The sequence below is a fragment of the Rhodanobacter sp. C05 genome, assembly GCF_002001165.1.
In the GTDB taxonomy this organism is placed as follows: Bacteria; Pseudomonadota; Gammaproteobacteria; order Xanthomonadales; family Rhodanobacteraceae; genus Rhodanobacter.
In genome coordinates this window covers 26,332-52,216 of the sequence record NZ_MUNQ01000018.1, presented here as the reverse complement: position 1 = coordinate 52,216, position 25,885 = coordinate 26,332, and the positions used below count along the sequence as shown (strand labels likewise).

22 protein-coding genes are annotated in these 25,885 nt (G+C 61.5%); 13 read left to right on the top strand and 9 right to left on the bottom strand.

What is annotated here, in order from left to right; all coding sequences use genetic code 11:
- The first annotated feature begins 246 nt into the window (after positions 1-246).
- The gene (locus B0E51_RS14795) at positions 247-1,302 is read left to right on the top strand and encodes a YXWGXW repeat-containing protein (protein WP_077445638.1); all 1,056 of its coding nucleotides are present in this window, start codon (positions 247-249) and stop codon (positions 1,300-1,302) included.
- A gap of 141 nt (positions 1,303-1,443) precedes the next feature.
- On the opposite strand, the gene B0E51_RS14790 is transcribed toward B0E51_RS14795, so the two are convergent.
- Positions 1,444-1,938, bottom strand: coding sequence for a DUF3617 family protein (locus B0E51_RS14790; protein ID WP_077445637.1), 495 nt, complete (start codon positions 1,936-1,938; stop codon positions 1,444-1,446).
- A gap of 442 nt (positions 1,939-2,380) precedes the next feature.
- Here B0E51_RS14790 and B0E51_RS14785 point away from each other — a divergent pair, with 442 nt between their 5' ends.
- A complete protein-coding gene (locus B0E51_RS14785) occupies positions 2,381-4,453 on the top strand; it encodes an EAL domain-containing protein (protein WP_077445636.1) in 2,073 nt (690 codons plus the stop codon).
- A 43-nt stretch (positions 4,454-4,496) separates the two neighbouring features.
- On the opposite strand, the gene B0E51_RS14780 is transcribed toward B0E51_RS14785, so the two are convergent.
- Both B0E51_RS14780 and B0E51_RS14770 read right to left on the bottom strand, forming a co-directional pair.
- The gene (locus B0E51_RS14780) at positions 4,497-5,021 is read right to left on the bottom strand and encodes a 2'-5' RNA ligase family protein (protein ID WP_254424535.1); all 525 of its coding nucleotides are present in this window, start codon (positions 5,019-5,021) and stop codon (positions 4,497-4,499) included.
- A gap of 584 nt (positions 5,022-5,605) precedes the next feature.
- On the bottom strand, positions 5,606-5,980 hold the full coding sequence (locus B0E51_RS14770) for a hypothetical protein (RefSeq protein ID WP_077445633.1): 375 nt from the start codon (positions 5,978-5,980) through the stop codon (positions 5,606-5,608).
- Positions 5,981-6,466: 486 nt separating this feature from the next.
- On the opposite strand from B0E51_RS14770, the gene B0E51_RS14765 reads away from it, so the two are divergent.
- The 8 genes from B0E51_RS14765 to B0E51_RS14730 all read left to right on the top strand — a co-directional run bounded on the left by B0E51_RS14765 (position 6,467) and on the right by B0E51_RS14730 (position 17,210).
- On the top strand, positions 6,467-8,545 hold the full coding sequence (locus B0E51_RS14765) for an LTA synthase family protein (RefSeq protein WP_217333111.1): 2,079 nt from the start codon (positions 6,467-6,469) through the stop codon (positions 8,543-8,545).
- Positions 8,546-8,665: 120 nt separating this feature from the next.
- Complete coding sequence (locus B0E51_RS19685) at positions 8,666-8,812, top strand: hypothetical protein (protein ID WP_217333110.1); 147 nt, start codon at positions 8,666-8,668, stop codon at positions 8,810-8,812.
- A 324-nt stretch (positions 8,813-9,136) separates the two neighbouring features.
- Positions 9,137-9,370: a hypothetical protein gene (locus tag B0E51_RS14755; RefSeq protein ID WP_077445630.1), complete on the top strand. Its 234-nt coding sequence runs from the start codon at positions 9,137-9,139 to the stop codon at positions 9,368-9,370.
- 63 nt (positions 9,371-9,433) lie between these two features.
- A complete protein-coding gene (locus tag B0E51_RS14750) occupies positions 9,434-9,970 on the top strand; it encodes a Spy/CpxP family protein refolding chaperone (protein WP_077445629.1) in 537 nt (178 codons plus the stop codon).
- A gap of 113 nt (positions 9,971-10,083) precedes the next feature.
- Positions 10,084-11,820 (top strand): serine hydrolase, encoded by a 1,737-nt coding sequence (locus B0E51_RS14745; protein WP_254424534.1) that lies wholly within the window; start codon positions 10,084-10,086, stop codon positions 11,818-11,820.
- 286 nt (positions 11,821-12,106) lie between these two features.
- Positions 12,107-12,637, top strand: a complete 531-nt coding sequence (locus B0E51_RS14740; protein WP_077445627.1) for an energy transducer TonB — start codon at positions 12,107-12,109, stop codon at positions 12,635-12,637.
- A gap of 443 nt (positions 12,638-13,080) precedes the next feature.
- Complete coding sequence (locus tag B0E51_RS14735) at positions 13,081-14,403, top strand: FUSC family protein (RefSeq protein ID WP_254424548.1); 1,323 nt, start codon at positions 13,081-13,083, stop codon at positions 14,401-14,403.
- 476 nt (positions 14,404-14,879) lie between these two features.
- Positions 14,880-17,210 (top strand): isoamylase, encoded by a 2,331-nt coding sequence (locus B0E51_RS14730; protein ID WP_077445625.1) that lies wholly within the window; start codon positions 14,880-14,882, stop codon positions 17,208-17,210.
- Between the two features lie 84 nt (positions 17,211-17,294).
- Here B0E51_RS14730 and B0E51_RS14725 read toward each other — a convergent pair whose 3' ends face one another.
- The 3 genes from B0E51_RS14725 to B0E51_RS14715 form a co-directional block, all read right to left on the bottom strand.
- Positions 17,295-18,560: a HAMP domain-containing histidine kinase gene (locus tag B0E51_RS14725; RefSeq protein ID WP_077445624.1), complete on the bottom strand. Its 1,266-nt coding sequence runs from the start codon at positions 18,558-18,560 to the stop codon at positions 17,295-17,297.
- A complete protein-coding gene (locus B0E51_RS14720) occupies positions 18,557-19,255 on the bottom strand; it encodes a response regulator transcription factor (protein WP_077445790.1) in 699 nt (232 codons plus the stop codon). The genes B0E51_RS14725 and B0E51_RS14720 overlap by 4 nt, the downstream gene beginning before the upstream one ends.
- Positions 19,256-19,328: 73 nt before the next feature.
- Positions 19,329-19,904 carry a periplasmic heavy metal sensor gene (locus B0E51_RS14715; RefSeq protein ID WP_077445623.1) on the bottom strand — a complete coding sequence of 192 codons (576 nt, stop codon included), beginning with the start codon at positions 19,902-19,904 and terminating at the stop codon, positions 19,329-19,331.
- A 266-nt stretch (positions 19,905-20,170) separates the two neighbouring features.
- On the opposite strand from B0E51_RS14715, the gene B0E51_RS14710 reads away from it, so the two are divergent.
- Entirely contained in the window at positions 20,171-20,917 is a 747-nt protein-coding gene (locus B0E51_RS14710; RefSeq protein ID WP_143525943.1) for a hypothetical protein, read from the top strand.
- Between the two features lie 89 nt (positions 20,918-21,006).
- Here B0E51_RS14710 and B0E51_RS14705 read toward each other — a convergent pair whose 3' ends face one another.
- Positions 21,007-21,753: a glutathione S-transferase family protein gene (locus B0E51_RS14705; RefSeq protein ID WP_077445789.1), complete on the bottom strand. Its 747-nt coding sequence runs from the start codon at positions 21,751-21,753 to the stop codon at positions 21,007-21,009.
- 121 nt (positions 21,754-21,874) lie between these two features.
- A complete protein-coding gene (locus B0E51_RS14700) occupies positions 21,875-22,354 on the bottom strand; it encodes an Lrp/AsnC family transcriptional regulator (RefSeq protein WP_077445621.1) in 480 nt (159 codons plus the stop codon).
- Positions 22,355-22,488: 134 nt separating this feature from the next.
- Here B0E51_RS14700 and B0E51_RS14695 point away from each other — a divergent pair, with 134 nt between their 5' ends.
- Complete coding sequence (locus tag B0E51_RS14695; protein ID WP_077445620.1) at positions 22,489-23,436, top strand: pyridoxal-phosphate dependent enzyme; 948 nt, start codon at positions 22,489-22,491, stop codon at positions 23,434-23,436.
- Positions 23,387-24,094, top strand: a complete 708-nt coding sequence (locus B0E51_RS14690; RefSeq protein WP_254424533.1) for a glutathione S-transferase family protein — start codon at positions 23,387-23,389, stop codon at positions 24,092-24,094. Before B0E51_RS14695 ends, B0E51_RS14690 begins: the two co-directional genes overlap by 50 nt.
- A 364-nt stretch (positions 24,095-24,458) precedes the next feature.
- Here B0E51_RS14690 and B0E51_RS14685 read toward each other — a convergent pair whose 3' ends face one another.
- Complete coding sequence (locus tag B0E51_RS14685) at positions 24,459-25,847, bottom strand: serine hydrolase (RefSeq protein ID WP_077445618.1); 1,389 nt, start codon at positions 25,845-25,847, stop codon at positions 24,459-24,461.
- Positions 25,848-25,885 lie beyond the last annotated feature (38 nt).

Below are 25,885 nucleotides of genomic sequence, written 5' to 3'. Positions count from 1 at the left end.
CTGGTTTGCCGCGAGGCATGACGGCAGTACCGTTGCGGCACCTTACTATTCAACTCATCGCCGGCCTGTCCTGGGCACACCATGCCATCGTGCCCAGGCTGCGGTACGCATTGCAGGACAAGTTATTCGGGGTACACCTTGTCGACTCCTGTATGAACAGCTTTCGGCAATCCTGTGCACTGCGTCCTCCGGATCGGCACCGACCCGTTATTGTGTCCTAGTACTGTCAACCTCCAGGGTGCTCCCATGAAACTGCTTTTGAATAGCCGCTCGATGCTGCGATCGCCGCCGCTTCGCCGATTCGCCATGTGGCTGGTGGCCACCTGCTTCATGGCGGTCTCGTTCGCGTCTTTTGCAGGCGTGTTCGTCTCGGTCAGCATCGCGCCACCACCCCTGCCGATCTATGCACAGCCCGTGATGCCCGGAGATGGCTATATCTGGACGCCGGGCTACTGGGCCTATGGGGATGGCGGCTATTTCTGGGTTCCAGGCACCTGGGTACTGGCCCCTTATATGGGTGCGTTGTGGACGCCTGGCTATTGGGGCTGGAGCAACGGTTTCTATGTATTCAATCGCGGCTACTGGGGGCCGCATGTGGGGTTCTATGGCGGCATCAACTATGGCTATGGCTACGAGGGCGTGGGCTACCGGGGCGGCTACTGGGATCATGGCCGGTTCAACTACAACCGAAACGTCGCGTACAACACGGGCATGAGCCGTGTCAGCTACAACGGTGGTCGAGGTGGCCTGATGGCGCGCCCCACGCCCCAGGAGCAAATGGCCGTGCATGATCGGCACATGCAGCCGCTGGCCGCGCAGCAACAGCAGGTTCGCATGGCCGGTGAGAACCGCTCGCTGCGAGCCTCGGTGAACCATGGCTCGCCGTCCATTGCCGCCACACCGCGAGCGGGCGCCTTCAGCGGCAATGGCGTGGTCAGGGCACGTGGAACGATGAGTCCGGCCATGAGCGCAGCGGCGGCCAGAACCACCAGGCCCGGCTACGCAGCTTCCCCGCGCACAAACGCCGTGAACAATCGCCCCGTTTCGCGGACCAGCTACAACACCCAACGCTCCGCTGGCTATGCGCCGAGAAACAGCAACAGCCAGCGGTCGACACCGTACAACCGCACAAACGCGAACGCGGCCCCCGCACGCAATGCACCCAACTATCAAAGGCAAGCTTCCATGCGGCCTGCTACGGCGGCCTATCGTCCTTCACAGGCACGCCCACAGGCCCAGCCACATGCCCAACCGGCTCGTAATGGTGGTGGCAACAGAGGGGAGCACCAGGACAAGCACTGAGCTACGCGCATTACAAGAAGTGATTCAGGATACAAAGCGGGCCGGAGCAATCCGGCCCGCTTTTTCATGCTCTATCGAGGTCGAGGACAACAACCTTCCGTATGCTGCAGATGGCCTGATCGCCCGATATTGCCGAGCCCCTCAATGCCCACCTCGATGCACGATTCTGCCGTCCGGAAATTTGACATCTCCAGGCTGCATACCTGCCGGACAGCTGCCGACATATTTTGAATCCTGGATCATCATGCCCCCGGTTTTGCCGCCCAGGGCAGGCGTGTAGGTGATATGCGTCTCGGAATGAGCTGACGTGTCGCCCTGGACGGTCACCACGCCCTTGCTGTCGATAACCGTATTGCCGACGACGCAGCGCATCTCCGAGGTGTACGTGTTGCCCTCGACATTTTCGCTGACCTTGGTGCAGCCCTTGATGTTATTTACAAGGGATTCCGCGTGTTGATCCACCGCATGGTTGCGGCAGATCTCTGACGTCATCTCGGTTTTGTCACCACCAGGACTCTCGATATTCTGGGTGTGGGATTGCCAGAGCCCTTCACGCAGTGGCGGCGGGCTGACGGCATGGGCGGTACCGATCGGCATGAGGATTATTGCTGCCGCGTAGACGAGCATCTTCATCATCGTTGCTCCTGCTGTGGCGTTATGGCCTCACGCGCCAGTTCCTGAACTGGATGTCCCCAATGGACCGATGGCATTCACCATGCTTGACGGCGAGACCCCTGAAAGCATGCATCGAGTCGCTTCTTGCTGGCAGGGCGATCGGGGGCGACAAGCAAACCCGAACGCCGGCACGGCTGACTATACCCTCCCATACGCGCAAGGAGCTGGGCCAGCGGACTATCCATCCGCAAGGATTTTCGTCGGCAAGGTGCCATGAATACCTCATGTCGCCGACTCGAGCGACCGCGCTCCGGAATGCTCGAGAAGGCCGGCCCTGTTGCCGGAGATCTTCCACCATCCTGCCTGCAGCGCGCCTGCGCTCACTACTGCATGGCCGGAGGCGTAACATGGTCATCGGCGGTCGCAGGGCAGCGGCTGCACGGGGGAATCCGTCGGTGATCGTTTGACTCTGTATATATCCAGCCTGCTGATTGCCTGCGGGATCTGCTTCTTCGCCGGCATCCACGCCACGTTCGCCCGGTCTGCACAGGGGCAAGATCGCGTGTACCTGGCATTCGGTTGCCTCAGCCTGCTGGTTTCGGTCTATCTCGCCCTGGCCGCATCGCTCTATCAGGCGGAATCCATCTCGACTGCCGCCGCTCTGGCACGCGCGGAGATCACCCTTGGCTGCCTGATCTATCCGACCGGCATCTGGTTCTTCAGCCTGTACGCCGGCCTTGTTCACTGGCGTCGCTGGGTCATCGCTGCCGTAGTGATCTTCACCCCCATGCTGTTGATCAACCTGGGCTCGCCGTACAGCATGCTGTACACCGGCATCACCATGCGGCCACCGCTCGTGCTGCCCTGGGGTGAAAGCGTGCATGATTTTGCCGGCACTGAAGCGCCGGTGCTGACCGGCCTCTACTACGCAGCAGTGGATGCCAGCTTCCTGTGGGCCGTGTGCTGCTGCGTCCTGCTGTGGCGGCATGGTCGTGGCGCTCGTGTATGGTCGCTCACGCTGTATCTGATCCTGCAGGCCACGGCATCGGTACACGCCGAAATGGTCAATTACCACGGTGGCCGCGGACTGACCTTCGATTCGCTGGCCTTCCTCGCACTGGTGCTGCTGATGAGTGGCGTACTCCGGCGTGAACTGCAGCGGCGGAATCAGGCGCTGGCGGTCAGTCTCGACGAGCTGCGCAGTGAAACCCTGCGCCGGGAAGGCGTTGAAGCGGATCTGCGACACCTTGCCTACCATGACCACCTGACCGGCCTGCCGAACCGCCACTTCATGCACGAGCGTCTGCAGGCGGCACTTGCCTCCACCGAGCAGGTCGACGGCGCGCTGATCCTGTTCGACCTCGATCACTTCAAGACCATCAACGAGGCACTCGGCCATGACGTGGGCGACGAATTGCTGAAAGGGGTCGCCACACGCATCAGTGAAGCGGCGCCGCCCGGCGCCTGCGTCGCCCGTTTGGGCGGCGATGAGTTCGCGCTGCATCTCCAGCCACTGATCGACAACAATGAATCTCCCGCGCAGGCAGCCCTGCGCATCACGCAGGAAATCACCGCACGACTCACCGCGCCGCTGCGCATCGGCAACCATGACCTCGTGGTTGGCGTGAGCGCCGGCATCGCGCCACTCCCAGGCACGGCGCGTGATGTCGACAGCGTGCTGCGCCAGGTCGACATGGCTCTGTACCGGGCGAAGGCGGCCGGGCGCCATACCGCCGTGGTGTTCGAGAGCGAGATGCAGGCGCAGGCCGACCGACGCCTGCTGCTGGAGAAAGGCCTGCGGCTCGCCCTCGACCGTGGCGAATTCGAAGTGCACTACCAGCCCCAGCTCGACATGCAGGGCCGCTTCGTCGGTGCCGAAGCGCTGCTGCGCTGGCGGCATCCCGAGCATGGCCTGATCGACCCGGACGAGTTCATCCCGATTGCCGAGGAAACCGGTCTGATCCACCGCATCGGTCGCGACGTCCTGCAGCAGGCTTGCCTTGAACTGGAGACGTGGCCGGCCGCGCATGCCAAAGCGCGTATCTCGATCAACGTCAGTCCGTGGCAATTGTTCACTCAGGATTTTGTGCATACCCTCCAGGAAACGGTGGCATCGACTCAAGCCGATCCGCGACGGATCACTCTCGAGATCACCGAGAACGCCTTCCTGCACGATCTGGACGACGCCGCCAGCAAGATCCGCGCACTGGAAGCCGCCGGGTTCCAGTTCTCGCTCGACGATTTCGGTTCCGGCTACACCTCGCTGGAAAGCCTGAAGAAACTCCCCGTGAGCGAACTCAAGATCGATCGCACCTTCATCGAGGGCCTGCACCTCGGCTCGCACGACCGCTTCATCGAGGCCATGATCGCCATCGCACATCACCTGAAGATGTCCGTGGTCGCCGAAGGCGTTGAAACCGAAGAGCAGCGCACCGCGCTGGCAGGGCTGGGCTGCAACGCGATCCAGGGCTACCTGGTGAGCCCGGCGTTGCCTTCGGCAGCGTTCCACAGTTGGCTCGAACGTCTCGCCGGCTGATCCAGCTCAACGGACGACAATCAGGTCACACTCCGCGAGCGTATCACTCGTCTTCCGGCAACTCGGCCAGATCCGGCAGATCCGAGAGGTCGAAGAACTCGGGCGCCTTGGCGATGGGTGATTCCAGTGGCCAGCGCTCGACTACTTCCTGGCGGGACTGGCCGAAGAATCTGCGAATCAACACGAATTCACGCACGGTCCAGCGGATCGGTGCGATGGACTCCTGGATTGCATCAACCGCATGCCCATGCAGCAGCGTCACATGCGGCAGATAGCTGGAGACGCCTGTCACCGCCAGTCCGCCGCGACGCTGTGCCTCGGCAACGGCCTGTCGGAGCTTCAGGGCCGACTCGGTACTGGCACTGTCCGTGCACAGGACGAATGGAAAGCGGCCATCCACCACACTGAAGCGCATGGCCGAGTCCAGTGTGATGTCGAAGGCGCTGGCCCGCACCGTGCCGGCGGCAGCCAGCAATGCGCCTTCCAGCGACGGCAGCATCCGCTCCACCTTGCCCATCGGACAGAGTGTCAGATGAAAGTTGTCGGTGCCGACCAATGAGCCACTCACCCGGTGCGATTTGCAGAAACGTTCACAGGCACCGGCAATCCCTGCACGGGCCTGATCATCCGGCAACACGGCAAAGAAGTAGTCAATGCCTGCAGCAAGTTCGCGGTGGTTCGTTGGGACAGGAATGAGCTGAGCCTCCACGGCACACGCGGTAACGAAACCCCGACTGCCGCGGCAAACTCCCCCGGGCCACGGCACAGCGTTCAGCCTGCCGTGTGTCAGGCATCGACACAAGTGTCAGTGTCGGTTCGGGCCCAGTCGAGCACAACCACGCCGGCGCCAAATCGCATGAAAATGCGGAATCGCCTTACAGTGGTTATACCGGATTTTCGCAATTGCTCGTCGGGCATCCTTGCCGATCTCACGTGTTTCCACCCCTCGAACAACTGAAGAGCATTGCGCGAGATCCACCATAGAACGACCCGCATTGCCCGCAGCCAACCGCGATCGGTTGCATGAGCAGCAAGCGCAAGACATTCATCGCGCCGCACGGCGTCATTCAATTCAAGTCTGATTGATGCTACATGCGGCACACAAGGCGCTATTCCGGCATGTCATGCCGGTGACGACAGGTTCATTCCCGATCAGCGCATGTGCAGCCAATGAACATGCGTGCCGTTTGTCTTGTCATCGGCACGGTGCCCTGCCCGGCTCTCGACAACCTCGCCCCACTGGGTTCCGAAGTCGTCCTCCAGGTACTTGTTGATGCGCACGTGTTCACCCTGTTCGATCGGAAAGCTTGTCTCGATGACCATCGCCTCTTCTCCCTGCCATACCAGCATGGCCGGCTTGACGGTTCCACCGCCCCAGCCGAACTGGATCTGGATGTCTTTCGGCGGATAGGCGAGGCGGTTGTCGAGATGCCACTCTCCGGTCTTGTCGAGCAGCGACACCAGTGTTGGATCATTCCAGTCGACTGGATTGGTCGGCACTTTCGGGAAGGATTTTTGATCGGCCATGGGCGAAACACCCTGTCAGCGAAGAATCAATGAGCGTCCTGCTTGCTTGCGTGCTGCCACGTCGCATCCATACCGCCGAGGCGCGCACGCGTCGAAGCCTGTCAAGTCGGTTACCGTGGATCCCCCCGAGCATGTCGTTCAGACGTGCCCGACAACAGTGTAACTCGCGCCATCCGGGATGGTGCCCATTTTCCGTGTCACGAATTCTTGCAACTATCGCCAGACCGCCTACGCTGCCATGGTTTCGTGCCCAAGTTTCGGCGTTCGACCATCTTGCACGCTGGGCACAGGGTCGTATTGGGCATCTCGGCACGTGACTTGCTTTCGATCTATCCACAGGAGCAGAAAATACGGAAGAATCTCCTGTGATCAGGCCATACAAGCTCGCCCATGGCGAGCCGAAGAGAGAGCACTTCGCCGTCAGCACTGATCCGCATGGGCAGGGCACAGGAAGCCTGTCAGTCGACAGCCCCGGACCTGCCCGTCATGACGGAACACTGCACCCGCAACCGAAGTCCGGCATGGCTCGCGACCGACTCCTTGCGGTACGAACCCGTAGCACCTACCGTTCATCGACCAACGTGCCCGTGTCCGGATGGCATGGCGTGCTGCATCAGAACAGTCCCGGTGTCCGGTCCCGAATCTGCACGAGTGACGAATCAGATCAGGAGAATGTGGATGCGCTGGAATACCGGGCAGGCGGCCGCCGATCGATACATGGCGCCCCGCCACAGACTCGTATTTGTAACGGGTCTCTATCTCGCCTATCTGATTGCGCTGTATGGCCTGGTTGGCATACACGGTGATTCGATCGGAGAGTCCCTGGTTCGCCTCGTCACGCCACTGATCGAACTCGGCCTTTTCTACAGCTTCACCGAATGGCTGGACGGACGATGGCCCGGCCGGATTGCCAGCGCGCTCGTCCTGCTGATCGCCGCCATCGTCAGCGCCATTTACGCCGTGCAGATCTACGCGTTATACCTTTCGGGAAATTTCATCACCGTCCTGGCCATCGAAAACCGCACTGAAAGCCGGATCGTCGCGCAGCGCTCGCTCTATCTGGCTCTACTGATCGCCGTTGTCTGGTGGCTGATCCATGCGACAGCCTGCCTGCGTGCACGAAGAGCCCCACGCCCGACTTCAAGCGGCCTGCTACCCACGCAGCGGAGCAGAAACTGGCTGCTGCCACTGACTTTGGCGCTGCTGCTGGTTCAGGCTTGCCTTGTCCCCTGGCAGGGAAGCACCAGCTTGCTCGAAGTCGGTTATCGCCAGGCCCCCATCGGGAGTCTCGTCAGCAACTACGGCAAGGTGTTGCGGTCGAATCTCATGCTGCCGTCTTCACGGCAGACCGATAGCGCAGGCGAAGCTGCAACCTTTCCACTCGAGAAGCGCGAGGTTTACTCGACACCATTGTCATTCGCCTCGACAGATAATGACGCGACCATCAAGAACGTCATTGTCATCTTCACCGAGGGTACGTCCGCACGCCTGATCGGCGCATACGGTGGCCAATACCCGAACCTGACACCCAATATCGATCGCCTGGCCGCGCGCTCGATGCGCGTGACCCACTACTACAACCACACCGCTGCAACCTACCGGGGAATACAGGGGCAACTCGTCTCGGGTTACCCCTGGGCGGGCGGCGGCGGCGACACGGATGCCTGGGAAAACTCGAACCTGCGATCCTCGATGGTGAGCACCAACTATCGATCGGTACCGATGACTCTCAGGGATCTTGGCTACCGCACCAATTTCCTGTCACCCCATCACGACACGGTCGAACTCAACACAATGCTGCGCATGCTGGGCTTCGACAAGGTATTTTCCTTCGATGATGTCAGTCGGGACATTGCGCCGGGCAACCCGATGTATACCGTGGAAGGTGCGCTCAGCGATGGCGAACTGTTCCACGCGCTGAACCTGCTGCTGCAACGGCATACGCTTTCCGGCGCCAGCCAGCCATTCTTCACCGGGGTATACAACTTCGGCACGCACGCCTTCCTCGATGTTGTTGCATTCGGCCTGAAGTACGGCGATGGCAGCAACCCATCCCTGAACAAGTTGCATAACTACGATCACGCCGTGGGTACATTTCTGGATTATTTCTTTGCCAGCGAATACGCGAAGAACACCATCCTGATCTTCACGGCCGATCACGCCACCTACCCCGACCCCGCGTATCGGCAGGTCGCAGGAAAGGATTATCAACCTTACTTCGTCGACCAGATTCCCTTGCTGATCTACGATCCGTTCCATCGGCTGCCAGCCACCTACGACGCCAACGGCAGAACCTCGATCGACCTCGCGCCAACCTTGCTGCAGCTGCTCGGCGTACGCCGTGTGGATAACAGCTTTCTCGGCACATCCCTGTTTGAGGACAATCATCAACCCATCGGCTTCTCAGCGATCGGCCGCGAGTTCTATGCCACTGACGCACACGGCGTCTACCCGGAAGGCAGCATCCCGGCCACCTATCTGAAACCCTTCACCGACGACAAGGCAGCAGTCGAAGATTACTATCGACTGGAAAAAGCCAACCGCATCTTCGAGCCTTTGCACTAGCTGCTGACGCGGGTAGATATCACACAGCTCACCTGCGGTATCGACATCACCGACAGACCGTGACGAAGCACCTGCAGGTGCTTGCGGTCACCAAACCCGTCAGTAATCTGGAGCTTCAACGTGAAAGATTGCGAAATCCGGCTCACACGGAAGCAATGGCACCGCAAGCAAATGACTTCAATGGCATTTATGGCAAGACGAAGCGGCAATGACGTGTCGATGAATGACATCCCCGCTATCGCCACCATGCATTGCCTGATGGCATGAACCGATACCTGTCAGCGCGGCCCCATTGAGCATCACTTCACGCGATTTGGCATAGACTCCATTGTCGGCGATCGCAATGACATGCCGGTCCTCGTTGTCATTGCCTGCTCTTGCCGCGCTGATTCATGCCCTCGCAGGCATCCGATGTTGGCCGATGCCATGCGACCACCGTGACATAGTGAGGAGAATGCAGTGATGACTCACATTTCTCGAACCCATGTGTATCGTCAGATCGCTGTAGCGCTTTTTGCCGTCGCCGTAACGGCACCCGCTCTGCCCGCTCACGCACAAGACTATCGGCACGATGGATACCACAGACGGCCAGTGCCCCAGTATCGCGGGCATGACTATCGCGGCCGCGGCAATGGAGGCGGCAATCTTATCGCCGGTGCCTTGCTGGGACTGGTCGCCGGTACGGTGATTGCAAACTCGGTGCAGCGACCACCGCCTGCGGTGGTTTACACGACAGCGCCGCCACCGCCACCGCCGGGTGTCGTCTATTACGACAACAACAATCCACCACCTCCGCCGCCTGATCAGAATCCGTATCAAGATTGAATGCCACGAAGCGCCCGTCCCGGGCTGCCATCGACTCGACACTGTGAATCGGAGCATCCAACCATGAAAAACGTCATTCGCAATCTTGCCGTACCCGGCTTGCTTGCATTTGCCATGCTGACAGGCCAGGTTTGGGCACAGCAGGCAACCGCGACCTCCGGCAAGTCCACCTCAGCGACAGCGGCAACGCACCATTCGCAAAAGCGCGCGGACGCCGTGGAACAACGCATCAGCGATCTGCATGCCCAGCTGAAGATTACCGATCAGCAGTCGAAGCAATGGGATGCATTTGCACAAACGATGCGTGACAATGCCAAGAAGACCGCTGATGCCTTCCGCGACCGCGCGCAGAAGCTTCCGTCCATGAACGCCGATGAAGCCATGAAGTCCTATGCCGCGCTCACTCAGCTCCATGCCGAAAACATGCAGAAGCTGTCTGCTGCCATGAGTGACTTGTATGCTGTGCTGTCCAGCGATCAGAAACAGACCGCCGACGAGATGTACCGCAACACCGGCGCGCAGGGACACAAGGCGATGCACAAGCAGAAGTCTGCTGCACCGGCAAGCTCGGCCTCTTCCGCGATGCCTGCTTCCCACTAGCATCAAGACCACAATGCCAGCTGCCTGAAAAGTGGAGCCGGAGATAATTCTCTCCGCGCTCGCCTGAGCATGATTGGCATACAAGGCACATGGCGAACTGTGACTAGTTCGCCATGTGCTGCAAGCAGGGGGCCGTACACAACGTCAACCTGACCGGGAGCAGCGGCTCAGGACTTGCGCTCGCCCACTCCGTACTTGCAACTCTTGGCAGATGCAGTCATCTGGTCGATATCTGCGCCATTTCCAGTATCAGCATCAATCATGGTTGCTTGCCGCCATCCGGGCCGTCGCTGATACGCCTTGGCGCTCCCTGCCTCAAGAGACAACACCTTCCGGGCCAGTTGCCGGATGACAGCTGTCACTCGTTGAATTGTCTTTTATCGGTTAGCGTTGGTGCCCCATGGCTGGCCAGACTAGGTACCCGGCCAGCCATGCGAAACACCCTCGCGGATCACCGCAAAACACTTTTATCGGCGCGTATGAAAACGACTGCCCGGATCGTTTGTTCCCTCTTTTTGGTGCTACTGCTTTCGATGGCAGGGTTCTGCCTGTGGAGACGACCGGATCGCGCCATCAGGGTCGCCACGGCCAATGTCGCGCAAACGCTTTGCACTGGCGTGTTTGTCGAAGGGTTGGCACCGGATCGGGTTTTTGCCGAAAACATCGCCCCGATGAAAGGCATGCATATCCTGTTGCCGCGACTGCACTATGCAGTCGACAGGGACACTCGCAAGGTGACTGCCCAATGGCTGGGGCACTTTGTCAGCGAGGTGACCTATTACCCCACCTATGGCTGCGCGCTGCCCCTGCTTGCACCGGATGCTGCCACCCTGCAAGCAGCGCATGAAGTAGCCACAGCCACAACCGACGCGCCAGCCACAAGCGAGGATCCGACCATCGTCGGCGCGCTGGCGCTCGCTTTTGCAGAGCCCGCCCATGGCCCACATCGTAACGTGCATGCCATCGTGGTGATGCACGACGGCAAGATCATCGCCGAACGTTATGCCGCGGGGTTCAATCCAGACACGCCGCAACTGGGGTACTCGTTGAGCAAGTCGGTGGTGAATGCCCTGTTCGGCATTCTGGTGAAGCAAGGCAGGCTGACCATGAACATGCCGGCACCGGTACTCGCCTGGCAGTCGCCTGGCGATCCTCGTCATCGCATCACATTGGATCAACTGTCGCGGATGGTCTCGGGGCTGGATCTCACTGAGGACGACAGTGGTTTCGATCCGGTCTCGACCATGCTGTTCCTGAAGAAGGACATGGCCGGATACGCCGCCCATGCCTCGCTCAGAATCCAGCCCGGACAGCAATGGGAGTACACCAGCGGCAATACCCTGATCCTCACCGGGATCCTGCGCGATACGGTAGGTGGTGGTGCGCCCGGCCTCATCCGTTTCGCACATCGGGAGCTGTTCGATCCGCTGGGCATGCAACACGTGCTGATGGAATTCGACGGTGCACAGTCCCTGGTTGGTTCCACCCGCATCTACGCATCGGCCCGTGACTGGGCGCGATTCGGTCAACTGTACCTGGACGATGGCATGATTGACGGCCGACGCATTCTGCCCGAGGGATGGAGTGCCTACGTCAGCCGGCAAACACTCGACAGCATCTATGGCTCGGGTTTCTGGACCAATGCAGGTACCGCCGCAGACGGCAGCCACATCATTGCCGGCATGCCTGGTGATGCGTATTTCGCTTCAGGTCTGAACGGTCAGCGTATTGTCATCGTGCCGTCCAAACGGCTGGTCATCGTGCGATTGGGATCCACGGTCGACCCACCTGATTTCGACATGCGCGGCCTGGTTCGTCTCGTGGATGATGTAGCGGCCACGGTGCACTGAACGTCCGTGCGTGAGGCCACCGCGAAGCCTTCCGATGTAACGCACCCTCGATGCCCGACTGGTGCGAGGTGCCGCATCGGCCCTCAGGTCCCGCGGGGACAGGCGCCATCTGTCCCCAGCTTCAGGTCAGCATGAGAAAGGTTTCAACGGCACGATGTTGCGTCAGGGCATGCAATCACATCGTCGAAAAATTGCATCTCCCAAAGAGCGTGAGCTAAGGTTGCCAAGACCGACCGTAGCATATGGCACCGGCCAGAAAATCACTCAATGAAGGCGATACACGATCATGCGACGTTTGACCTTGCTGGCCCTCCTTGCCGTTTCCACGACCTGCCTCGGACAAGGATCTCCCGCCGGATACATTCAGGACGGGAATACCTCTCCGGCAGGAAGCAGTGACACCACCAAGATGACCCCGGAGCAGCAGCGGCAGCAGTTTCGTTGTGAACAGACGCGAGAGCAGATCCAGGAGCAGCTCAAGCGCAAGGTCACGGAGCCTTCCGACGAAGCCAACCTGAAATCGCTGCGGGAAAGCGAAAGAATCACCTGTATTCCCCCCTTGGTATCGCCGCCGCCGTCGGCAGCGACCCAGCCGGCAAAATATCCACCGAAGGCCGTGCGCGAACACCATCAGGGCGTCGTAATCGTTCGGGTGGAGCTTGCCGCCGACGGCTCGGTCACCGACGACAGCATCTCCCAATCCAGCGGCTTCCCCGAACTGGATCGCTCGGCCCTGGAAGCAGTACGCGGCTGGCGCTTCGACCCACACCCGGGCCTTTCCCAGAGAGTGCCGGTGCACTTCAACCTGGCAAATTGATCGCCAGATCGGTGGAGTGACGCATCCGGTCCAGCACGACGGATCTGGCACGCATACTGACTGGCGCGAATGCAAACGGCTAGAACAGGCTAGAACAGGATTGATTCTGCAGACAGCCATTGAAGCCGGATCACCCTAGCGGTAGCGGCCATGGCTTTCACCTGATTACCCGTCCGGTTTTGCTGCCGGCAGCGGACAGTGGATGCGTCATCGCTGATTCACCACCACAACCACCGCCATGGCCAGCATTCATGACAGAGGACAGCCGGCGGGTCGTGCAGGCTGTCGAGGAACCCCGCAAGCATGAGACAGTAGGATTCGACTCCCTTGCCGATCTCATTGTCGCGCGAATGATTCCTGCAGTTTTGACACGACATGTACCCGGCATGGCGGCGTGGAGCGCCGCGACACTCCTCCGCGCATTGCGAGAGGCCAGCGTGACCATGCTGGCTGCCATCGCCACCTTGCTCTGTGCGCTGGCGATCGCCCCCGGACCAGGCCCTGCCGTGCTGGCTGTTGTGTTGTGCCTATCGCTCTCGCGCAGTCATCTCGACCGCGATCTGCGCGGTCGCATCGAAGCAGCCGTGGTGCTGCCCGTCATCGGCCTGGTCGCGGTCGGCGTCGGCATGTTGCTGCTTCGCGCACCGTGGCTAGGCGCATGTGTCTTCGTCACCGGCATGTTCGTGTCGATCTGGTTGCGCCGATTCGGCCCGATGGCACGTCGTGCCGGCTCGCTGATCGCGCTGCCCTTCGTGGTGCTGCTCACCACGCCACACATCCAGGCTGCGCCAGCCAGCAGCATCCCGACACTGCTGATACCGATACTCATCGCGCTGCTCGCCCTGCTCTGGGTGAGTGTGCTGCATGCACTGGCCCGTTGCATGCGCCTGCTTCCGCCGGTACGTGTGGCGGAACGTCCCGCACCCGCACCGGCACGCGAAAGTTCGATGCACCCGATTGCAAGCACTCGGATGGCCATCCAGATGGCTGTCGCGCTCGCAACGTCCTTCGTGGTCGGTTATGTCTTCTTCACTGAGCGATGGGCATGGATCGTGCTCACTGCCTTCATCGTCATCAGCGGCAACCGTGGCCGGCTGGATGTCGCGTACAAGAGCGTGCTGCGCGTGCTGGGCGCCGCGGCCGGCACCGTCGTCGCCCTGACGCTTACCCTGCACGTCGGATCGCATGACATGACCACGGTCGTGCTGATCCTCGCCGCCATCTTTATTGGACTATGGCTGCGTCCGCTGGGTTACGCGTGGTGGGCGCTGTTCGTCACCATCGCGCTTGCCTTGCTGCAAGGCTTCGCAGGTTCATCGGCGCCACGCATCCTGTGGCCACGGCTGGAGGAAATCGTGATCGGGGCGATCATCGGCGTCATCTCCGCCTGGTTCGTACTGCCCGTGCGATCGACCGCCGTGCTGCGGCGGCGCCTGGCCGATGCACTGGCTGCCCTCGCGGATTCGCTGGATCCTGCCAATCCGGTGCGAACTCCTGCTGGCTTCGCCGCAGCGGTCGCCGAAGTGGAGCAGCTGGCTCCAGCATTTCGTGCAAGCCGCCTGGTGACACGGCGCTTCCAGGTCGTGCAGCCGGCGGACTGGGTGGATGCATTGATGGCTTGCCGGGCCCCTGCACTCGCACTGATCGAAAAAGGTGAGACTCCCGGTGGCGTACGCCGGACTATCGGCGCAGCACGCAAGTCGATGCGCGATCCCGTGGAGCTTTTACCGGCATTGCAAGACTTGCATCGTGCGCTGACCGAATAGCGGACGACTGATCCGGACGAGTCAGCCCTTCATCGACCGTGACCCGTTCCACGCATGCTCGTGCCAATAGCGTTACGTGATGCGTGCAACGTAAACGATCAGGTCGCGGCGAACCTCCACTTCCCGACGCGCAATGCATCGAAGAAAAGCGCAAATCCGGTCGAGCACACCGAAGATCGTGGCACTCACGCCATCGGACGCTGCACCCAGCGCGGTGCAACAGAGCAAATAAGTGCATCACATTCCAATGAATACGTATGCATCCGCTGGTTGCTGCATTGCGATGCTACCTACCATGCGATACAGGGGTTTCCGGCATCACCCATATCGCGCCCACATGCCATGCATGTTGGCTTCGAACACTTCCGCGACAACCGCAAGTCGTCAGGCCAAGCCATACCGTTCCAGGAATTGCTCTCAATCACGTCGCTCTGTTGCACCTGATCATCAACGAAACAGGATGGAGGCAGACCCGAATGAAATGTCCGAAGATCCTCGCCGTGTTGCTGGCCATCGCCAGCCTCACCGTCGCACCGATCATGCCTGCTCATGCAGCCATCAACAGCATGAGCCTCGGCGCAAGCTACAACGCCCAGAAAACCAGCATCACTTTCCGCGTGTATTCCTCCCAGGCCACCCGCATGGTGCTCTACCTGTATGCGAGCGGTTACGGCGCGCAGGATTCCGCGACCTATGTGCTGAGTCCGGCAGGCAGCGGTGTCTGGGCAGTGACGGTACCGGTTTCCTCGATCCAGGCGGCCGGCATTACCGGGGCGGTCTATTACGGCTATCGCGCCTGGGGCCCGAACTGGCCATATAGCGCGAGCTGGGGCAAAGGGTCTTCCGCGGGCTTCATCTCGGACGTCGACGCCAACGGCAACCGCTTCAATCCGAACAAGTTGCTGCTGGATCCTTATGCGCAGGAAATGAGCCAGGATCCACTCAACACATCGAATCAGAATGCCGATGTTTTCGCGTCGGGTGCCAGTTACCGGACCATCGACAGCGGCACCTATGCACCGAAGGGAATCGTGCTGTCCGCCAGCGGGCAAAGCACCGGCACCAAGCCGACGCGCGCACAGAAGGACGACGTGGTCTACGAGGTGAACGTACGTGGCCTGACCAAGCAGGACTCGAGCATTCCCACCCAATACCAGGGCACCTATTACGGTGCCGGACTCAAGGCGAGCTACCTGGCCAGCCTTGGTGTCACCGCAGTCGAGTTCCTGCCCGTGCAGGAAACCCAGAACGATGCGAACGATGTCGTGCCGAATTCGGATGCGAACCAGAACTACTGGGGCTACATGACCGAAGACTACTTCGCACCGGATCGCCACTATGCCTACAACAAGGCAGCGGGTGGCCCGACCGCCGAGTTCCAGGCGATGGTGAAAGCGTTCCACACTGCTGGAATCAAGGTCTACATGGATGTGGTCTACAACCACACCGGCGAAGGTGGCACCTGGACCAGTTCCGACCCCACTACGGCGACCATTTATTCCTGGCGCGGCCTGGACAACACGACTTACTACGAACTTACCTCGGGCAATCAGTACTACTACGACAATACCGGCGTCGGTGCCAACTACAGCACCTACAACACTGTCGCGCAAAATCTGATCGTCGATTCGCTCGCCTACTGGACCAATACCATGGGCGTCGACGGCTTCCGCTTCGATCTTGCCTCGGTGCTGGGCAACAGCTGCCTGAATGGCAGCTACGAGTCGGCCGCACCAAACTGCCCGAACGGCGGATACAACTTCGACGCCGCAGATTCGAACGTGGCGATCAATCGCATCCTGAAGGAATTCACGGTGCGTCCGGCAGCCGGTGGCAGCGGGCTCGACCTGTATGCCGAACCCTGGGCGATCGGTGGCAATTCGTATCAGCTCGGCGGATTTCCGAAGGGCTGGTCCGAGTGGAACGGCGTCTTTCGCGACAGCCTGCGCCAGGCCCAGAACGAGCTGGGCAACATGACGATCTACATCACCCAGGATGCGAATGATTTCTCCGGCTCTTCCAACCTGTTCCAGGCCAGCGGCCGTTCACCCTGGAACTCCACCAACTTCATCGATATCCACGATGGTTTGACGCTCAACGACGTGTATTCCTGCAATGGTTCGAGCAACAGCCAGGCGTGGCCTTACGGCCCATCCGACGGCGGCACCACGACCAACTACAGCTGGGATCAGGGCATGTCGGCTGGCACCGGCACGGCGGTCGATCAGCGTCGTGCGGCGCGCACGGGCATGGCCTTCGAAATGCTGTCGGCGGGCACACCGCTGATGCAGGGTGGTGACGAATACCTGCGCACGCTTCAATGCAACAACAACGCCTACAACCTCGACTCGACCGCCAACTGGCTCAATTACAGCTGGAGCACCAACCAGTCGAACTTCTACAACTTCGCCCAGCGATTGATTGCCTTCCGCAAGGCGCATCCGGCGCTGCGTCCGGTCACCTGGTACACCTCCAGCCAGGTTGTCTGGTATCAGCCGAGTGGCGCGGTCGCCACCAGCAGCTATTGGAACAACACCAGCAACTACGCGCTCGCCTATACCGTCAATGGATCTTCATTCGGCGATGCCAATTCGATGTACATCGCCTATAACGGCTGGTCCGGCAGCGTCACGTTCACCCTACCCGCACCACCAACCGGCACGAACTGGTACCGCGTGACCGATACCTGTGACTGGAACGACGGCGCCAACACCTTCGTCACTCCAGGCAACGAAACGCTGATCGGTGGCAGCGGCACCAATTACAGCCAGTGCGGCCAGTCCTTGCTTGTGCTGATTTCAAAATAATCGGCTGAGACACCGGAGCGCGGCGCGAGCATCGTCCATGACCCTGCCCTCTCCCCGAAGGGGGAGAGGATTCAAGGTGGATGCTCAGACTGCTTCATCCGGCGCAGGCAGTGTCAATTCGAATACGCAACCACCGCCCGCGCGCGCCAGGCAACGAACACTGCCGTGGTGGTGGTCCGCGATCTGCCTGACCAAGGCCAGCCCCAGCCCCCAGCCGCTGCCGGTTTCTGCATTGTTGGCGGGGCGATAGAACGGCTCGAAGATGCGTTCGCGCTCGGCCTCGGCAATGCCCGGCCCACGATCGCTGATCTGCAGCATGCGGCTGCCGCCGTCGTCCACGCCAAGCTGGGCGTCCACACCCTGGCCGCCGTATTTCAGCGCGTTTTCGAGCAGGTTGCGGATCAGCCGGCGCAACAGCCGCGCGTCACCGCGGACTTCTGCGTGAACAACCTCGAACGCGATACCGAGCCGCGAGCTTTCTTCCGCCACCAGCACGGCCAGATCCAGCGTGTCCTGCGGTAATGCGGTATCGACGGCATCCAGCTTGCTGGCCAGCAGGATCTCCTCGATCTGCTCGCCGAGCTCGGCGCAATCCTGGCGCATGCCCTGCAACAGCTCGACACGAGGTGTTGTCTCGTAAAGCTCCAGCGCCAGTCGCACGCGGGCCAGCGGCGAACGCAGTTCGTGCGAGGCGTTGACCAGCATGCGGCTGTGCGCCTCGAGCAATTTCGCGACACGATCAGCCATGCCGTTGAAGCTGGAGGCCAGACTCGACACTTCGTCCTGGCCGGACACGGGGGCGCGGACCGTCAGGTCGCCAGCACCGAAACGATCGACATCGCTGGCCAGCGCCTCCAGCCGCCGCGTCAGCCGGCGCACCACCGGATAGGTACCCAGCGCAACGGCCAGTGCAATCAGACCGATCAGGGCGAGTCCGCCGAGATGCACTTGCAGCGAATCGGTATGCGTGCGGGCAACGATCACGCGACCGTCGTCGAGACGGATCAGCCGTGCCACGGACATGCCGTGGCCTGGCTTGCTCTGCTCGACCACGGCAGGGCTGCTGATGCCAGCCTGATTGCCCGCACTGGCCAGACGGACACCCTGCCGGTCATACAGCGCCAGCCCTTCGATCGGCGGCACCACCAGCCGGGTCAGCGCTACCTGCAACGCCTCGGCATTACCACCTTGCGGCAACGCCTGGCTGGCCAGCGCGCCGATGAAAAGGTCGTGATCCGTGCTGGCAGCACGCTCGGCGGTGAATTGCCACAGCAACGCGAAAAGAATGACGACCACCACCAGCGACGCCAGGGTGGTCAGGTAAATACGTACATACAGGCGCTGGATCACAGCGAAGCACCATCGTCCTGCACGCGGGTGAACAGATAGCCGACTCCGCGCAAGGTGAGGATCCGCTTGGGCTGCTTGGGCTGATCCTCGATAGCGGCCCGGATGTTGGAGATATGCACGTCGATGGTGCGGTCGAACGCATCCAGTGCGCGACCAGCCACGCAATCGAGCAACTGGTTGCGGCTGACCACGCGACCGGCCCGCTCGGCCAATGCCAGCAGGATGTCGAACTGGTAACTGGTGAGACTGCGGCCTTGCCCATCCAGACGAACCTGGCGCGCCTCGCAGTCGATCTCCAACCGGCCGAAGCGCAGGACCGGGTTGATCTTTGCCGTACCGCGGCGAAGAACCGTGCGCAGCCTGGCAAGCAGTTCGCGCGGATCGAAGGGCTTGGGCAGATAGTCATCCGCACCCAGTTCCAGGCCGACCACACGATCGGTGGCCTCGCCCCGTGCGGTGAGCATGATGATCGGCACGCCGGTGGATTCGCGCAGCTGGGTGCATACATCCAGACCACTCGCATCAGGCAGCATCAGGTCGAGGATGATCGCGTCGGGTGGGGCACGTCGTTGTTCGGCCAGGGCATCGCTGGCGGTATGCCGGGATGTGACCTGGTAGCCGGCCTGTGACAGATACTGCTCCAGCATCCCGCACAGGCGCTCGTCGTCGTCGATGATCAGGATACGTTGGGACACCGGCAGGCTCACTGGAGTGATGGATGCAGCTGCCGCCACGGAGTGACGGCAGCTGTGATCATAGAGCGGGCCATCACATGGCGTGATGCTGCTCTTCATGCGACGCCATCATCCGGTCGATCTCCGCGCCCAGTTTCACACGCTGCGCAGGCGTCAGGACACGGGCGATCGTGACCGCAGTATCCGACAGGCGGCGGCTTGCTGAAAGCACCAGACGATCCTGCCCGGTACGCAGGGTAGCGATGGCTGCATCGTCGATCGGGTCGGCGGCAAGCAGGCTCTTCAGGTGGCCCACCGAGGCGTGATAGTCCTGCATGTCGGCATGCTCGGCGGTCATGGCCTGCTTGATGATGGTCTGAATCTGCCGTTTCTGCGCATCGCTGGCTCCAGCCTCGGTGAGTACCTTGTCGAAATGAGCGTGCAGATCTTGGTTCGAATGGGCGCCACCATGCATCCGCTGCAAGAAGGAAGCGCTATGGTCCGTAGAAGTGGCACTGACCGCGCGCGCGGAGCTCGCCACCGTCAGGTACACCGCCGTCGAGCCAACCGCAAGCGCAGCGGTCAGTGCGAAGCTGCGCAGCAGCGTGGCTTTCCAGTTCGGGCCGCGGGATGAACCCCGGGTCGATGTCGTTGCTGTCGTGTCTTTCATGGCTGTCACCTGTGCTTGAAGTGGGGGATCGCCGCGTCAATGTGATCCGCGGACAGGTACAGCGTGGCTGGCGACCGTTCAGCCCGGACAAGCGCTTTGTAAAGTTTTATGTAGAAACCGCATCACCTCGCAGCCCGACGGGCACAGGCTCCAATCCGCGGTATGCAAATCTTTACGTGCCCGAGACATTGCCAAAAGACAGAGCCGCTAGCGTGTCGGCCAGCATGACGATACCCGCCATGCACGACCCTGAAGGAATGACCGCGATGCTCCATGCTGCCGCGATACCCACTGACCCATTCATGCCGCGCACCCGCACCGCGGGTATCGCCATCGCCACAGCCGCCGTGGTGTCGACGATTTTCGTTGCGCTCGACCGCAGCGGCGGTGGTAACAATCCGCTGGAAATTCTGCAGGGCATCGCGAGGCTGCAAATGCTGAAGGAGGTGGTACACGCCGTGGCCATCGCCAGCGTCTGCGCCTTCGCGTTCGGTTACGCCAGTCTGTCGCAGCGACTGGGGCTGCAGCGGCCGCTGGTACTGGCTGGCCTGACGGCTTACCTGATCGGCTGCATTGCCATGGTCGGCGCGACGATCACCGATGGCTTCGTGACCACGCATATCGCGATGGATGCGATCACCGCCACGCCCGAGCGCGTCGCCTTTGCCTACGACTTGATCCGCTACGCCGGCGTTGCGCTCAACGACATGGCGAAGCTGGGCTGGCTGCTGCAGGCCGCCGGCACGCTGGCCTGGTCGGCTGCACTGGTGCAGGAGCGTGGATTCCATCGCGCGGCTGGTGTGGTCGGCGTGCTGTCGAGCCTGCTGGTCATCGCCCTGATCGCCGGGTCGGCGACGTACATGACCATGACTTCCCTGCTCAGCGTGCTGGTGGCGCAGCTGACCTGGAATGTCGCCGCAGCGGCGCTGCTCATGCATGATCGGAGCAGTGGTCAGCCATCAGTGAACGCAGCAGATGGCCCATCTCATTCCGCCTTGCAGACGATGCCGTAGGCTGCGTGCACCCGGCGGCGATACGCCGCCGGGGTCCAAGCCGGCTGCATACTCAGGAAGGGGCGGGCAGCCGAGCAGGATCGCGTGCGTCAGAACCTGCCATCAGGCTTCGGCAAGTCCCATGCGTGTTCCGGATAGTAGTGCTGCATCATGCGTGCGACGTAGGCAACCAGGTTCGGATGACCGTCCACTGTCCGGCGCAACGGTGTGTCGAAGAAAGGCGTGAGTACGGCAGCGAGCACGCCAAACGCTGTCGCATCGACAGCACCGGGCGATTCGCGCATGAGATAAGTCTTGTCGCCCAGCAGTTGCGCCAGCGTGTCGATCGAGCGTGCACCCAACTCGGCGATCCGCGCAGGCGTGTGCCGGCCCATCCCCTGTGCATGCAGCTCGACAGCCTTGCGTGCCTGCATGTCGTTACGCAGCTGCGCACGTTCCGCTTCGGGCGCACCATCGGCGAAATGCGCCGGTCCCTTGGCGAAATTCTCCGGGTCGATCCAGCGGAACCAGACCATGGCGAAGTAGAGATGGTCCTCGAGCAGGCGCTCGATCGCCCAGGATTCCGCACGCTGGCGCGCGTCCAGCCCCTCGTCCAGATCCACGCCGTACTTGCGCTCGATATGCGCACGGATAAAGGTGGAATCGCTCACTATCTCGTCGTGGTCATTGATGAAGGGCAGCTTGCCATTCGGTGCCTGCGGTGGAATGGTTGATGCCCTGTCATAGGCCAGACCGGCCATCTGCAGCTGCACTTCGGTCTTGATCACGAACGGGCTGGTGTCGGGCAACCCGAAGCCGGCGCGGGTGGCGTACAGGGTGAGGCTCGATGAGGACATGAACAGGCTCGGCGACAAGAGATGCGCTTAGCCTGACGCAGGGCTGCTGACAACATCGTGTCAGCAGTGGTGGACGCGTTCACTGCCGACAAGTCTCCCGGCTCCAACCCGTACTCCAGAGCTACCCGGATACCGGTTCTATCGGAACAAGCTGCCCGCGCTTCAGGGTGCCAAGTGCCACCCGTGTCTGGAAGCGCCGCACGTTGGCGTTCTCCGCGAGCAGTCTTTTCATGAGCGCATCGTAGTCGTCGACATCGCACGCCGTGACGATCAGGACGTAATCGCCCTCTCCCGTCACGTACCACGCCTCCTGGATGGCGGGCTCCCTGGCGATCCAGTGTTTCAGGCTCACCAGCAGTTCGGGACGCTCCCGCTCCACCTCGACATCGACGATCAGGGTCAGCGGGCGTCCGACGATTCGCGAATCGACGATGGCCACCTCCGCGGTGATCACTGCTTCCTCGCGCAAACGCGCGATCCGTCGCTGCACCGCCGATGCCGACAGGCCGATGGCCGTGCCGATCAATTCGGCCGAGCGCCGCGCATCGCGCTGGAGTATCGCGAGTATTCCGCGATCGAATTTGTCGAGTTCCGGCGGCATCAGGCGTACGAGTCCCGCATGTCAGGGAGAAAACCCACAGAAGTGGCCAGAGATGCGGCAACGCCGCGCGGCCGAACCCTAGCATAGGTCATCGATCAGCCCACCTCGCACCCCGCCCCTCCGGTACTGAATCCATGCTCGACCTCGCGCATATCCTCGCCGCATCGCGTCACATCGATCCGGTATTCCTCGACTCACCTATCGCTTCTGACAGCCAGCTCGATACGCAGCTGGGTTGCCAGGTGCTGGCCAAGGTCGAACTGGGCAACCCGATTGGCTCTTTCAAGGGTCGTGGCACCGAATTGTTCTGCGCAACCAGCCTGCTGGAAGCGCAAGGTCTCGTTTGCGCCTCGGCAGGCAATTTCGGACAAGGGCTTGCGCGGGCAGCAGTACGTCGCGGTCATCCCTGCACCGTTTTTGCGGCGAAAAACGCCAACAACGTCAAGGTCGACGCGATGCGCCGATTCGGTGCGGACGTCCATCTCGCCGGTGTCGATTTCGATGCGGCCAAGGCAGCCGCTCGACGCCATGCATCCGCGCATGGCCTGCGCTTCGTCGAGGATGGCGTCGATCCAGCGCTTGCCGAAGGCGCAGGCACGATCGCGCTGGAATTGCTGCGGGACACAAACTTCGATGTGATCGTGCTGCCCTTGGGCAACGGTGCACTGCTTGCCGGCGTCGGCACGGTTTTGCGCGAGCTTGCGCCGCACATTGAAATCATCGCGGTGGTGGCGCGTAACGCCCCGGCGATGAAGCTTTCGCTCGAGTCCGGACATGTCGTCGAAACCGATCATGCGGAAACCATCGCCGACGGCATCGCGGTCCGTGTGCCGATCGCATCCACGCTGGCCGATCTGCGCGCCTGCTGCGACGACGCCGTCGCCGTGTCCGAGCAGGATATTTTCGATGCCATGCGACTTGCTTACCGATATCTCGATCGCCTGACGGAATCCGCCGGCGCGACCGGTCTCGCTGCGATCCTGGCTGACCGTCAGCGCTACGCGGGCCGGCGCGTCGCCACCATCCTCAGCGGTGGAAACATCCCGCTCGACCTGCGTGACCGGCTGCTGGCCACACGTTGACATCGTCCACAGCATTCCCTCTCCAAGGCAAAACCCATCCATGAAACTCCTGTATCAGACGCACTCCCCCTATGCCCGCAAGGTGCTCGTCGCCGCCCATGAACTCGGCCTCGCCGGATCGGTGGAAATCATCCATCACGAGACCAGCCCGACGTGGCGAAACGTGGAAGTGTTCGCGCTCAACCCGTTGGGCAAAGTGCCGGTACTGCTGTGTGACGACGGGCAGGTGCTGTTCGACTCGAGCGTGATCTGCGACTACCTGGACAACCTGGGTGGACATCCGAAGCTGGTCCCTGTCGATCCGAAACGGCGCTACCGAGCACTGCAATGGCAGGCACTTGCACAGGGCATGGCAGATGCGGGCATCGCCGTGCGATGGGAGGCCGAGCGGCGCCCCGAATCGCTGCGCTGGCCGACGATGCGGGATGGACAGCTGCAGAAGGTGATCGCCGCCTGCGATTTCCTGGAACGGGAAATGATCGCAAGCGATGCCATCGATATCGGCGCCATCGCCCTGGCCACCACCCTGAGCTGGATCGAATTCCGCGATGTTTATGCTTTCCGGGAAGCACGACCACGCCTGTCGTCCTGGTACGACGAGTTCTGCGCGCGACCATCGATGCACGCGACGACACTCAGCGGCGACACGAAAGACTGATCAACACGACGCGCAGCCAAAGCCGCGGCATGCGACCACGGCTGCCGCCGCCCCTACCCACCCCAAGGCAACCAAGATGAGTTCCCTCTGGACCGACCTGCTGTTTCTGCACGGCCATCTCACTGACTGGCGGCTCGCACGACGATTGTCGTCCATGCCCGCGCCTCCGGCATCAGTGCCTTCTGATAACGAATCGCAGAGCCAGTCTTCCACGCTTGTGCGCCGGAGCGTGTTGACGCTACGTCTGTGCCTCGGCATTGGCAGCGGCGAATTGCACAAACAGTGACCGATGGCGTGGTCGCGCACAGCGGCAGCAGTGGATGCTCATCCTCGCAGAGAAGAAAGCTCCCTCACTGTGGTTACGCTACGGCTGGTGATGCAGCGCAGTGATGACCCCGGCGACGAGGTCACCGATACCGGTGCCTCCATGGAGGCTGATGCCGAGGCGCGCTATCACCAGATGTTCCGACGGCACGATGACGATGTACTGGCCGAACGCGCCGCGGGCGTAGAACATGTCTTCCGGCGCCTGCGGAATGCCCCAGGGTGCATCCCATACCGGCACGCTGCCCTCGTTCACCAGATTGGTCCAGAAGCCCGCGCCATAGCCGGTCTTGAGGGTTTGCGAGTGGCTGTAGGCCACCCATCCTTCGGGAAGGATGCGACGTCCATTGACCACGCCATCATCGAGATAGAGTTGTCCGAATCGTGCAAAATCCCTTGCCGATGCGTAGACATGACTGGAGCCGACGGGCGTGCCGGCAAGATCGGTTTCGAAAACGGCATGGCGCATGCCAAGTGGCGCAAACAGCTGCTCGCGCACGAAGCGTTCGGCATCCGCCGCGCCGCCGTCACCGGCCGCGTTGACCGCAATGCGCGCAAGCAAAACATAACCGAGGTTGCTGTAGGCCCAGACGGTGCCCGGCGGATGGTCCAGCGGCACCGTCGCCGCATAGCGGGCCATGTCGTTTTCCAGAAAAAACATGCGCGCCATGGGATTGACCGGGCCATCGGTTTCATCGAACGGCAGGCCGCTATCCATGCGCAGCAGCTGGTCGATGGTGATGGCGTGATGCGGATCCTGCGGCGAGGCCCACGCGGCAATCGGCGCGACCCGATCCACGCGCAGCTTGCCCTGTTCCACAAGAATGCCGATCAACGCACTGGTAATCGACTTCGATACCGAATGACCCCAGATCGGGGTGTCGGGTCCGTAGCCAGGCGCGTAGCGCTCCGCCATCAGCTTGCCGTCGTGCAGCACGACGATGGCCTTGGTCAGTCGCGGCTGCGACGGATCGGGTTCGGCAAAGGCGTGATCGAGCACCTGGCGCAACGCCGGGTCGGCAGGCTCCACCACGCTGGATTCGGCGTAAGCACCGGCGATGGGGTCGGCCTTGAAACCCGCGGCCTCGGGCAACGTGGCATCCCCATGAACCAGCACGCATCCCAGGCCCTCGCGATAGACCGCGCGGGCGCCGAAGGCACCCAACACGCTGGCACGGACCTCATGCTTCTCGCGGTCCACGTGATAGTGAAGTGCCCAGCCGATGCTGCGCATGTTGGGCAACTGCTCTTCCGCAAACAGGCGGTCGGGATCCACCTGCGACAGGAAGGCCGCGTCACACAGGGAACGGCTCACCGAGTTGGTGGCGATCGTGAGTGGTTCACCAGCGAATATCTTGATGAGAACCGCTGCGATCAGCGTGATGACCAGCAGCGTTCCAGCGATGATCTTGAGCGTACGAGCAAGCATGCCGATCCTTTCGTGTAAGGCTGTTGCGCCAATGTCCC